The sequence below is a fragment of the Kamptonema animale CS-326 genome (genome assembly GCF_028330895.1).
Lineage (GTDB): Bacteria > Cyanobacteriota > Cyanobacteriia > Cyanobacteriales > Microcoleaceae > Kamptonema > Kamptonema formosum.
Map to the genome: position 1 here is coordinate 1 of NZ_JAQMUA010000296.1, position 12,621 is coordinate 12,621.

The 12,621-nt window shown below is 43.4% G+C and carries 7 protein-coding genes and 1 pseudogene; 6 read left to right on the forward strand and 2 right to left on the reverse strand.

All coding sequences use genetic code 11. The features are described from left to right. Nucleotides 1-251: 251 nt before the first annotated feature. The 4 genes from PN499_RS17490 to PN499_RS17505 are packed head-to-tail and all read left to right on the forward strand — an operon-like array spanning nt 252 to nt 4,779. Nucleotides 252-2,087, forward strand: coding sequence for an AAA family ATPase (locus tag PN499_RS17490; RefSeq protein ID WP_272033374.1), 1,836 nt, complete (start codon nt 252-254; stop codon nt 2,085-2,087). Nucleotides 2,088-2,107: 20 nt separating this feature from the next. Continuing rightward, entirely contained in the window at nt 2,108-2,842 is a 735-nt protein-coding gene (gvpF, locus tag PN499_RS17495; RefSeq protein WP_272033375.1) for a gas vesicle protein GvpF, read from the forward strand. Between the two features lie 15 nt (nt 2,843-2,857). Beyond that, nucleotides 2,858-3,112 carry a gas vesicle protein GvpG gene (locus PN499_RS17500; RefSeq protein ID WP_272033376.1) on the forward strand — a complete coding sequence of 85 codons (255 nt, stop codon included), beginning with the start codon at nt 2,858-2,860 and terminating at the stop codon, nt 3,110-3,112. A gap of 38 nt (nt 3,113-3,150) precedes the next feature. Continuing rightward, nucleotides 3,151-4,779, forward strand: a complete 1,629-nt coding sequence (locus PN499_RS17505) for a glycosyltransferase family 39 protein (RefSeq protein WP_272033377.1) — start codon at nt 3,151-3,153, stop codon at nt 4,777-4,779. A gap of 100 nt (nt 4,780-4,879) precedes the next feature. Here the strand turns inward: PN499_RS17505 and PN499_RS17510 are convergent, their stop codons facing one another. Next, complete coding sequence (locus PN499_RS17510) at nt 4,880-5,194, reverse strand: hypothetical protein (protein ID WP_272033378.1); 315 nt, start codon at nt 5,192-5,194, stop codon at nt 4,880-4,882. A gap of 169 nt (nt 5,195-5,363) precedes the next feature. Here PN499_RS17510 and PN499_RS17515 point away from each other — a divergent pair, with 169 nt between their 5' ends. After that, nucleotides 5,364-6,053, forward strand: coding sequence for a GvpL/GvpF family gas vesicle protein (locus PN499_RS17515; RefSeq protein WP_272033379.1), 690 nt, complete (start codon nt 5,364-5,366; stop codon nt 6,051-6,053). A gap of 128 nt (nt 6,054-6,181) precedes the next feature. Here PN499_RS17515 and PN499_RS17520 read toward each other — a convergent pair. Further along, nucleotides 6,182-6,283, reverse strand: a pseudogene (locus tag PN499_RS17520) (RNA-guided endonuclease InsQ/TnpB family protein); the annotation flags it as partial. Nucleotides 6,284-7,055: 772 nt separating this feature from the next. On the opposite strand from PN499_RS17520, the gene PN499_RS17525 reads away from it, so the two are divergent. Next, on the forward strand, nt 7,056-12,500 hold the full coding sequence (locus PN499_RS17525; RefSeq protein WP_272033380.1) for a response regulator: 5,445 nt from the start codon (nt 7,056-7,058) through the stop codon (nt 12,498-12,500). The last annotated feature ends 121 nt before the right edge of the window (nt 12,501-12,621 follow it).

Here is a 12,621-nt window from a genome sequence, read left to right on the forward strand (position 1 = left end):
ATAAATTCGCCTCAGTAGTTTCGCTGATAGAGGATTTATTTCTCTCAGAAATATCATAAAATTTCCTCACTAATACACAACTTGTTTATCTGGATGTATTCTACTACTTATTTGTGTAATTAATTCTGTCCAACTACTTATAAGTCCTATAAAATTGCCTAAAAAATTATTTAGATACATTGCGATCGCCACAAAATCCTAACGAACTCTGACATAAATGTTAGTATGAAACTACGCTAGCTGAGGATGCCATGAACGATTTATTCAAAGGTTTCGATCAGTTGCTAGAACTAGCAAAAACCCTGGAAGAAAAAATACAAAGCGGAGAACTCAAAGCGGACGTACAAGTTAACACCCGTCCCCTAAGTAGCATTCCTCGCCAAGGAAACATCCCCCGTTCTGGAACTCCCAAAACGGATATCGGTACTACCCGCATCCGTACCCAACCTACCTCTACTGAAACTACCGGGCCAGAACCCAGCGTTACCCCACCGACACAAATCCCTTCTCTTCAAGATGTAGGCGGACTTAATAAAGTCCTAAAAGAACTTAAAGAATTAGTTGCGATTCCCCTCAAACGGCCAGAATTACTGGAAAAACTGGGCTTAGAACCGACAAAAGGCGTGCTATTAGTGGGGCCACCAGGAACGGGAAAAACCCTCACTGCCCGTGCTCTAGCTGATGAATTAGGTGTTAATTATATTGCCCTCGCCGGCCCCGAAGTAATGAGTAAATATTACGGCGAAGCTGAGCAAAAATTGCGGGGAATATTTGAAAAAGCAGCGAAAAATGCTCCTTGTTTAGTATTTATTGATGAAATTGATAGCCTCGCGCCCGATCGCAGTAAAGTAGAAGGGGAAGTAGAAAAGCGCCTTGTTGCTCAACTGTTAAGTTTAATGGATGGTTTTGCCCAAACAAAAGGCGTGATTCTGCTAGCGGCGACTAATCGTCCCGACCATCTCGACCCTGCTTTGCGCCGTCCAGGTCGTTTCGATCGCGAAGTCCATTTTCCCGTACCAGACTGTCAGGGAAGATTGGAAATTTTGCAAATTCTGACGCGATCGCAACCTTTAGATGAGACAGTAAACTTAAGCGCGATCGCCGATTTAGCAGTAGGATTTGTAGGCGCAGACTTAAAAGCAGTCTGTCAAAAAGCCGCCTATAGCGCCTTACGTCGTCATATCCCCGAATTAGAAGCAGTAATTCCCGACACCATGAGTGTCACTCACTCCGACTTTTTGCAGGCCCTTAAAGAAATCAAACCCGCCGTATTGCGAAGCGTAGAAATAGAATCTCCGAATGTCCCTTGGGAAGAAATTGGCGGACTAGAAAGCATCAAACAAACTCTGCGGGAATCAGTGGAAGGAGCACTCTTACATCCAGAACTTTACCGCCAAACTAAAGCGATCGCACCGCGAGGAATTTTACTCTGGGGGCCACCAGGAACCGGCAAAACCTTACTCGCAAAAGCAGTCGCATCCCAAGCTAGGGCAAATTTTATCTGCGTCAACGGGCCAGAATTACTCAGTCGTTGGGTAGGCGCGTCAGAACAAGCCGTGCGAGAATTATTTACTAAAGCCCGTCAAGCCTCTCCCTGTGTAGTGTTTATCGATGAAATTGACAGTTTAGCCCCCGCGCGGGGTCGTCATAGTGGGGATTCAGGAGTAAGCGATCGCGTAGTGGGACAATTATTAACAGAATTAGACGGACTTCATCACATTTCAAATGTTCTGCTAATAGGCGCTACTAACCGCCCGGAAATTATTGACCCCGCCTTACTTAGATCCGGTCGTTTAGATTTACAATTAAAGGTAGACTTACCAAATCTAGAAAACCGTTTAGCAATTTTAGAAATACACAATCAAGACAGACCTTTAGATCGAGTAGATTTGGGATATTGGGCAACTTTAACAGAAGGTTGGAACGGTGCCGATTTAGCACTTTTTAGCAATCAAGCCGCAGTTGAAGCCATCCGTTGCTACCGCGCCCAAAGTTTATCCGATGCGAGTGCGATTCAAATTACTACGACTCATTTTAGCACAGCTTATGAGCGGCTAGCAGAACAGCGGGACTCAATTAAAAATTAAAAATTAAAAATTAAAAATGTATGGATTGTGGCTTTTACCTTTACGGAATTTTCCCTACCCCTGGCCCTTGCAATTTAAACTTAAAAGGACTCGACCAAAAACCAGTTCATAGCAAAAATTTGGACTGTTTTACCTTCTTGTATTCCCAAGCTACCCAAGAAAAATATCTAGCTTCGCGCCGCCACTTACTAAGTCACGAAAAAGTTTTAGAAGAAGCAATGTCCGCAGGTTTTCGCACACTTTTACCTCTACGTTTTGGGATGGTAATAAAAACTTGGGAGGCGGTGACAGAACAACTAACTAACCCTTATCAAACTCAACTCAAAGAATTATTTGCCAAATTAACAGGCTTGCAAGAGGTTAGTGTTAAAGTATTTTGGGATGGTAATATTGAATTGCAAGCCTTAATGCAATCAAATCCAAGCTTAAAAGAAAAACGAGATTCCTTGGAAGGTCAAGCGCTGAGTATGGATCAAATCATCCACATTGGTCAAATGATTGAGGCTGCTTTAGAACATCGGAAGGAAACAGTAGTTCATGCTTTTCGGAGTGAATTAAATTCTTTGGCTGTGGAAGTAATAGAAAGTGCTATGCTTAGGGAAGGAATGATTTATAATGCAGCTTTTTTGATTCCTTGGGAAAGCGAACCTAAGTTTGGGGAAACAGTCGAAGAAATAGACCTAAAATTTGGCGATAGATTGCGAATTCGCTATAACAATTTTACTGCACCTTATACCTTTGCTCAACTTAGTTAAATTGGAGAAAAACTTATGCTTTTTGATTTATTAACTCTTCCTTTATTAGGCCCAATTAGTGGCATAATGTGGATTGGCGAACAAATCCAAGAACGGGTTGATTCTGAACTCAATGAAACCGAAAATTTGGGCAAGCAATTATTAGCTTTACAGCTAGCTTTTGATTTAGGAGAAGTTTCCGAAGAAGACTTTGAGGAACAGGAGGAAGCCCTGTTAATCAAAATGCAGGAAATGGAAGATATGGCAAATGAAAAAGAAGACGAAGAGTAGTTCTTAGGTGAGTAAGACTAGAATTGCATTGCGCCAATATGAAAATTTCAATTTATAGAAACACTACTTATATCTTGATATCAATTCTTATATTGGCAGCTATTTTCCGATTTATTAATATCAATCAGCCATTTGTTGATAGCTTTAGTTGGCGGCAGTCAAGCACAGCCATGATGGCCGAAAACTTCTATCGCAGAAATTGGAATATCTTCTACCCAGAAGTTAGCTGGGATGGGCCAGGGCCTAGCTATAATGGACGGGAATTTCAAACAGTTACTTATATTACAGCCATTCTCTATACTTTATTGGGACAGCATGATTGGGTAGGACGCAGCATCGTTGTCCTGTTTAGTTTGTGGGGAATATTTGCCTTCTATCAATTAGTTTCTAGGATTTGGGATCGGGATCGCGCTCTGATGAGTACCGCAATTCTCGCGATTTTTCCCGGAAATATATATCTGGATCGGTCTTTCCTTCCCGACCCAGCAATGGTTGCATTAGTTGTAACAAGTTTCTGGATGCTGATTGCTTACCTACAAACTGACCGTTGGTACTATTTATTGCTTGCCACCCTCTTTGCAATTTGGGGCTTTTTAACTAAACTTCCAGGTTTAATCATTGGCATTCCGATGCTCTATACAATATTTGTTGTCCTGGGTCATAGAGGATTACTGCGCCCGAAAAAGCTAACATTAATTGGAGTAGCTGCTATTTCAGTCCTCCTGCCAGTAATTGCCTATTATTTGTGGGCGAGGCATCTTGCTCTGACGTATCCGCCTTACCACTTTGCTGGCAGCGGGAACTGGATATGGGATAGTCAGTTACGTGAATGGTGGCAACAAAAATATTTCTTTCCTAAACTATACGATCATATTTATAACTGGCTGTGGACGTATCCCATCCTGATACTTGTTGCTATTGGTTTATTCGTCGTTCCCCCTCATTATCAAGTTCCTACCCAGGAATTTGAGGAACGCTCAAGTAAGGTAGCTGTACGAGTACCAGGGATGTTTCATTGGTGGATACTTGCTTTTGGGATTTATTACTTCATAGGTGCTCAACAGCTTGTAGCAAATCCCTCTAACTTAAATATTGTCAACCCCGCCGCTGCTGCTTTAGCAGGAAATGGTTTGATGGTAATAGTTTCCCTCGCCAAGCGAGTCGGAGGTTCATCTTCAGCATTAGCCTTGATAATAGCCATACTCCTAATCATTTCCGGAATTGGTTATAAACAGTTAAAGTCGTGGTATTATCCTTGGTCACAAGATGGCTACGAACTAGGGATAGCTTTGCAGCAAATAACTCAACCAAGTGACCTTGTTGTTACGATAGCTAATCGGGGAGGTGGCGATCCCGTCGCGATCTATTATAGTCAACGACGTGGCTGGGTTTTTCCTCCTGAGAGCTATCAAGGCAGCATTAGAAAAAATAGCTTTAATTGGAGAGAGAAAATAAAAGAGGATACTTTAATTTTACTCTTGAAAGACCTGATTACCCAGGGAGCAGATTGGATGGGAATTGTTAAATATGGCAATAATCAAATTGCCAAAGATAATCCTCAATTGCTTGCCTACATTCAAAAAACCTTGGAACTCTATCAGGAAACACCCAACTGGGTTATTTATCGAATTCCTCCTAAACTTAAAACAACCAAGAACTCAAAATAGCGGACTTTGGGGCTTTCCTTGTTGGGAGTTGATTGTTGAGGTGGCATGAGTAATTGGATCGCTGGAAAATCGATAATATAGCAATCGCTTGCTATAATGCTTAATATTCCAGGTAAAAAGTATCTAAATTTTTTGAATCAGCAATGGTTTTAGGAGTCGCTGACTGAGGTACATCAGGAACGCCGAGGCGCAATTCTATAGTTTTTTTTTCGACTTCAACAACCTCGTTATTGACAATAATTAAGCGTTCTTGTAACTGTTGCTTTCGCTGTTCCAAAACCCGCAATTCTTGTTGAATCCGCTGCTTTTCCATTGCCAACTTGTAAAGCTCTAGCTGCATTGAAGCCTCAGTCTTCGGTCGAGGCATCGTGCTAATTTTGGGAATGATATTACCGCGTGCGCGAAGTAAAGACATAAACAACTCCTATTATATTTCTAATAGTAGGGTGGGCGCTGCTACGATGCTCTTTTTTCTAATCGAATTAAATGATAGCAGCGCCCACCTTACAAGAATCTGTCGGCTAAATAACTAGACACAGATTACCGCAGGTGTTAAAATTATATCATACTATTAACATAAACTTGTGGAGTCTCATCAGTATAACCTTCACACTTACGCTCTGCTCAAAACACCTCTCACTCCCCTAGAGTTACCTAGTGGAATTGCAGGTGAAGTTCAGATTTTTAGTAGCGATCGCCTATCCGTACTTGTAGAGCCAGAAATATCTGTAGTCTCCTTTGAAGATGACAGCGATCGATTAATGCAGGCAGTTTTAGCCCACGATCGGGTCATCTGTCAAGTATTTCGCCAAACTTCTGTTTTACCCCTACGCTTCGGGACTTATTTCGCGTCTACAGAAACCTTGGAGAAGCACTTAAAATCTCAAAGTCAAAAATACCTAGAAAAGTTAGAACAACTTGAGGGAAAAGGCGAATATAGCTTAAAATTTACACCCCTTTTGCCGCCAGAGGAACCATTACCTTTGGAAACAGGAGGAAGGCAGTATTTTCTGGCTAAAAAGCAGCGATATCAACAAATCCAAGATTTTAATGAAGCTCAAGCCGCAGAGTGGCAAAAAGCTTGTACGCTGGCTAGCGAAACTTATCCATCTGCAACAGTGGAACCAACAGCAGATGGGGAAGGGCGGATTTATGTTTTAGTCAACTTTCAAGACGAATATTTACTTTTAGAAAGATATCAGACTTTGCAAAAAACTTGCCCCCATTGGGAGATACAACTAGGAGAGGCTTTACCTCCTTATCACTTTTTGTGAACAAAAAAAAGCTAATTATTAACAAGTCTTAAAAAATTGAATTTACCCTTGATATACGTCATCAAAGACTTGTTCAGCTTGCAGCCAGGTGCAACCAATGCCGTTAAAAGAACGAGTCTTTGATTTAGGAATTGGCAATAGAAGCCATCGGCTCTTTTGACAACCCTGACTCTTTTGATTTGCTTCGGCTGATAAAAGTTTAAGTCACGAGTTCCCAGTAACTTGAATGTAAAGAATATGGCAATGCGGCTCTCATCCGCATCCACTCATCCCGACCCCTGAAGGGGTGGGTTTTCGTGGCGAAAAGTCTGTAAGTTTCATGAAGGGGCAAATCAAGCTTCACATCGACCAATTGGATCTGGCCGGCTGGCAGTATTTTGTTAATGTGGGAGTATATGAGTAAAACTCGGCTTAGCCTGAGACTGCCAGTGGCAAGTCTATGAGCTGCTAGTCCGTTCGCTACTCAGTGACAACAGTATCCTGGGGTCTCTGCTACTGGGAAATTAGCGGTTTGCAGATGCCTAAGATCGGAACTGTATGAGATATCTAGGGTGCATTGGTGTGTTTGGGGGAGTTAGAAAACTGGTACTTTGCGCCGCGATCGCGAGTGCTTAGTTGCTTCTGCGGTCAGATGCTACCTTTTTCCTTTCTCCTTGGGTTGTGCTAGGGTTAGCCGCGTTCTTAGAGCTGCTGGGAAATGCCAGTAGTGTTTTTAGGGCTTTGTGTTTTGGCAAATCCCTTAAGGTAACAATATATTTGCATTAGGCTGGTTGCGCTCGCGCCTCCAAGCATACTAGCAAGAGGCAAGCTCCGTTACAAATCCAAATGGAACTGTGCTTAAGCAACCTGTCCGGTGTGAGGATGTGGTGCGGAATTAACTCTGGATGCCAATATTTTGGAAGTAGGAGCGGGTAGTGTCGCGCCCACCGTGCCTTCTGAGCCTATTAGCCAACCCGCTAGCCACAGTCAGGTTTTCCAGCAAATTTCACTCTTAGCCCCCTGATGTTTATCCCCTCTGTTAGTGTGGCCATCAATCGCAATCCTCTCACGGCGACTCCTCAAACGTCCGTGGAAGATGCGATCGTGCAGATGAGTAGCGCTGGTGCTAGCTATGTACTGGTAGTAGAACAACATTTAGGTACAGGAGTCTCGACAGGGGAAGACAGCAAGAAAGCAGAGGCAAATGGCAGGGGAGCAGCATCGTTTTTGGCTCCTACAGTCGCCCCTGCAACTATTCTGGGTATCTTGACAGAGCGAGATATTATACAGCTCAACTCGATTGGCGCAAGTTTAAGGGGATTTCCGCTCTCGCAAATCATGATTAGGTCTGTGATCTCAGCAAGAGAATCCCAAGTTCCTGACATTTTCACCCTCTTCGCGCTGCTTCGCAAACACCAAATCGGACACTTACCAATCGTTAGCGACTCTGAGGAGCTCGTGGGTATGATTACTCCTCAAAGCTTCTTGGAAACAGGATTCGGGATGGGAGACTGGGGATGGGAGAGAGGGGAAGGTAGGGGAGGTAGGGTAGCTAAATCCCCCCCATCTTCCCCATCTTCCCCATCTTCCCCATCCCCACCCCTCCTACTCCCCGCTAATTTAATCAAAGTCGGTCAAATCCCCCAAATTCACCAATCGAGAATCATTCACGCACCGGCTAATTCTTCTGTGCGTTATCTGGCGCAACTGATGTTTAAACATAACGCTAGCTATGTACTGATTACGGAAGGGGGAAACGGTCAAGAACTAGAAATTAATGGCTCCAGCGGTGCTGACAGCCATAAAAAATATACGGGTAAGCTGATTGGGGCTGTTAGTTCTCGCGATATTTTACAGTTGCAAGCCTTGGGGCTTGACTTGAGCAAAACTAGAGCGATTACAGTATGTAGCAACTCCCCGTCGCCGATCAGATCGCGGGATACCCTGGAATCGGCTCTGGCTATGCTGCATAAAACCTATGACCAACTACCTCTGGTGATGGTCAACGATACGGGGCATCCTACGGGTATTGTGAATCCTAGAACTATTCTTCTGCAAGCTCTGGATTCGCGATCGCTACATTCTGGCTTAGTAGGATTGCAACGCCAAATCGAGCAGTCTAGTTCTCAACTGCACAAAGCTGAGATTGAGGTCAACCGCCTTAAAGCCGATCGCCAACAAATAGAGGAGGCTTTTAAAGATAGCTCAGAACGGGCAAATCTGGCGATTCGAGCTAATAGCGATGGGATTTGGGATTGGAATATCCAAACTGGGGAAGTTTTTTACTCAGTGCGTTGGAAGGAGATGTTAGGCTGCGATCGCCACGAAATTTCTAACACCATTGAGGAATGGTTCAATCGCGTCCACCCAGATGATATTAATGACTTAAGGGCGGCTTTAGAAGACCATTTAGGAAAGAAGACCCTTAACTTCGTTAATGAGTCTCGGATGCTCTCCAAAGACGGGAGCATTGTCTGGGTACTCGCTCGCGGTCAAGCACTGCGAAATATTGCTGGTGAACCCGTGCGAATGGTAGGGACTAATACGGATATCACCCTCAGTAAGCAGTTGGAGATCGATCTGCGGACAAATGAGGCACAGTATGCAAAAGTGCTCTCAGGCCTTAAGGAAACAGCGATTTTCCAGATCGATACGGCAGGTGTTTGGACTTTTCTGAATCCAGCTTGGGTTGCGATTACAGGTTTTTCGGTTTCTGAGTGTTTGGGGACTAATTTTTTAGATTGGATTCATCCAGAAAACCAAACCGAATGTACAAACTTATTTCAGTCTTTAATTACACTTCGCTCGGAATTTTATCGGCGGGAGCTCTCTGTTAAAAAGTTGGAAGTCGGGGATGCAGAATTAAAAATTCTGCATCCTCAATCCCCGATCGAGCCTAACTTTATTACGGTAGAAATGTTTGCTCAGGTAATGTTAGATTCCCAAGGCGCAGTTACGGGAGTTTTTGGGACGCTGCGCGATATTTCCCATCAGATTCAAGCTGTGGAGGATTTGCGGGAAAGCGAGGAGGCAATTCGATCGCTCTATGAGGTGACTTTAGGGACAAATGGCAATTTTGAGGAGCGAATTTCTCGGCTGCTGGCAATGGGGTGCGAGCGTTTTAGGATGGATATTGGACTTTTGGGGCGAGTGGCGGGCGATCGCTATGAGGTGATTGCTGCTTATTTACCAGAAGATTTCCCCTTCGGATTTGCGAAAGGAGATGGTTTTGCTTTGGGGAGAACTTTTGAGCGCGAGGTAGTGCGATCGCTCGAACCCATTTCTATAGAATCGGCTGGGACTTCGCAGTGGCGACACCATCCCGCCTATACAGTCCGCCGATTAGAAGCTTTTATCGGTGCTCGCGTGATGGTGCAAGGCCGAGTTTACGGTACTCTTAGTTTTACCTCTCCCGCTGGTAGGTCGCCTTTCAAGCCGGTAGAAGTAGAAATTCTCAAGTTAATGGCGATTTATATTGGTACTGAAATTTCACGGGAAGAACGGGAACAAACTTTACAGCGCCAATATCAGCGGGTTTTGTTACTAAAGCAAATCACTCAAAAAGTTCGTTCCAAGTTAGATACTCTAGAGATTTTCCAAACTACTGCTACCCAAATTGGTCGGGTGTTTGGAGTCAATCGCTGTACAATTCACAGCTATATTGTTGAACCTTATCCCCATCTCCCTTGCGTAGCTGAATATTTAGAACCGGGCTATGAATCTACTTTAGATTTAGAACTTTCTGTCACTTATAATCCTTATACGGAACAGTTACTCGCTGAAGATGCAGCTTTAGCTTCTCCCGATGTTTTTGCCGATCCCCTATTAGAATCTTCGGCTCCTATGTGCCGCAGAATTGGGTTGAAATCTATGCTTTCTGTTCGCACTTCTTATCAGGGTGAACCGAATGGAATTATTACTTTACAACAGTGCGATGTGACTCGCCAGTGGACAACTGATGAAATTGAACTATTAGAAGATGTCGCCGCTCAAGTAGGAATTACTCTTGCTCAGGCACACCTTTTAGAAACGGAAGTTAAAAGGCAGGAACAATTAGCAGAGCAAAACGAAGCTTTAGAGCAAGCACGGCAAGCAGCAGAAGTTGCTAACCGAGCTAAGAGTGAATTTTTAGCTACTATGAGTCACGAAATTCGCACTCCTATGAATGCGGTAATCGGGATGACTGGTTTACTTTTAGATATGGATTTAACTCCTGAGCAAAGAGATTTTGTGGAGACGATCCGTACTAGCGGTGATGCTTTGCTGACTATTATTAATGATATTCTTGACTTTTCCAAGATTGAATCTGGAAAAATGGATTTAGAGCAGCATCCCTTTGAACTGAGGACTTGTATTGAAGAATCTCTGGATTTGCTCGCTCCTAAAGCTTCGGAAAAAGGTTTAGAATTAGCTTATTTAATTGATTCTTCAGTTCCATCTAAGGTATTAGGAGATGTCACTAGACTGCGCCAAATTTTGGTAAATCTGCTCGGCAATGCCGTGAAATTTACAGAAGCTGGAGAAATTGTAGTATCAGTTACGGCGCGGAAGATTTCAGAACGGCATGGGGAAGAGTTATATAAATTACCACTATCTAATTACCAAGTACCCGTACCTTACGAAATTCAAATTGCTGTTAAGGATACGGGAATCGGGATTCCTCCCGATCGAATGGATCGCTTGTTTAAGGCTTTTTCTCAAGTCGATGCTTCGACGACGCGGCAATATGGAGGAACGGGTTTAGGTTTAGCTATTAGCCAGCGTTTGAGCGAGATGATGGGCGGTAAAATGTGGGTAGTGAGCAAGGCTGCACCTGTAGCTGGAAATTCTCATTCTCCCCCAATTGGAACGCGACAAAGTATGGCTGGAAGTCCGCCAGAACATTTTGTTGATACGCAAATATTGGAGTCTGGTTCTATTTTTTATTTTACAGTTATTGCCCAAGCTGTTGAGTCTCGATCTGTGGAGGAACCGCCAGAATTTATTAAGGGCAAGCGCTTGTTAATTGTGGAAAATCATGATACTAATCGACAAGTTTTAATTAAGCTATCCCAGTATTGGGGAATGATCCCGATTGCTGCTTCAACGGGAGCAGAAGCTATGCAATTGCTTCAAAACAATCCTATGGTTGATTTAGCGATTTTAGCGATGAATTTGACAGATATGGATGGCATAGCTCTAGCAAATAAGATTCGGAATTTTGAGCTAGGTTATTCGCACTTAGTCAATGGCTCGGAGCCAGTTAGAAATGAGCCAGAGCGACGGTTGCCGATGGTGATGTTTACTTATTTAGGTAAAGCAGAAGTATGGAAAAAACTTGAAAATGCAGAAATTAATTTTGCGGGCTTTTTGACTAAGCCTCTGAAACAATCTCAATTTTATAATGTATTGCTGCAAATTTTTGGGGATGGGGGAGTTAAAAGTAAAAAGACGGAAATTGTAGATGTTGGTAGTTTGAATTCAGGGGTGAAAAACTCCCCTCATGTGAAGGAACAACATTCTGTAAATCAAACGAATGGAACTTTACCAGCGATTAGCAATGCGATCGGAACAAATATTTCTTCTGGTGAGAATGGTCGCAATGGTAATCAGATCAGGATTTTGTTGGCAGAGGATAATTTGGTGAATCAGAAAGTAGCTACACACTTGCTAGAAAGGATTGGATATCGAGCAGATATTGCGGGTAATGGATTGGAGGCTTTAGAGGCTTTAAGGAAGCAATTTTATGATGTAGTGTTGATGGATGTGCAGATGCCTCAGATGGATGGGTTAGAAGCAACGCGCCGTATTTGTCAGGAATGGCCAGAGCAGTTAAGACCTCGGATTATTGCAATGACTGCTAATGCGATGCAAGGCGATCGCGAAAAGTGTCTGGCTGCGGGTATGGATGATTATATTACCAAGCCTGTCCGCCGCGAAGAATTGGCTAATGCTTTAAGTAAATGTAAGCCTATTTTGAGGGAGGGAGCCGATCTTTTGGGGTTGCAGCATTCAGGGCTTTTAGGTAAATCTGATAATGGGGTTATCCCTTCATCTTTCTCTCTTTCTCCTGAGAAAAATCCACCTATTGATGCTCAAATCTTGCAAAGTCTCCGCGAACTTGACGATGATGATGATGATGAACCCGATTTTTTGGTGGACTTAATTAATATTTTCCTTGGGGATGCGCCTCGATATTTGGATAGTATTAAGGTGGCGATCGCGGCTGGAGATGCTGGTAATCTAAAGGTAGCAGCTCATACGCTGAAGTCAAGTAGTGCTAATTTGGGAGCGATGGTTTTGTCGGAATTATGCAAGGATTTGGAATATATGGCTCGTGCTGTTAGTGAAGCCGGAGAAGAACAGATTTTAGATTTAGGAATGGCTCACGATCGGTTGTTAAAAGTTGAGGCTGAGTGGCAAAGAGTACGGATGGCTCTTGAGGAGGAAATTAAGTCGTTTCCGGTAAAATCAGAATCGTTTAATTAGTTGGTCGTTGAGTTTGCAATAGAGGATTTACGCATTGCACGATCTCACCCTAAATCCGGTTTTACTACCCCTTTTTTGTCATTGCGAGCGAAGCGAAGCAATCGCAGAGACTAGGCGATTG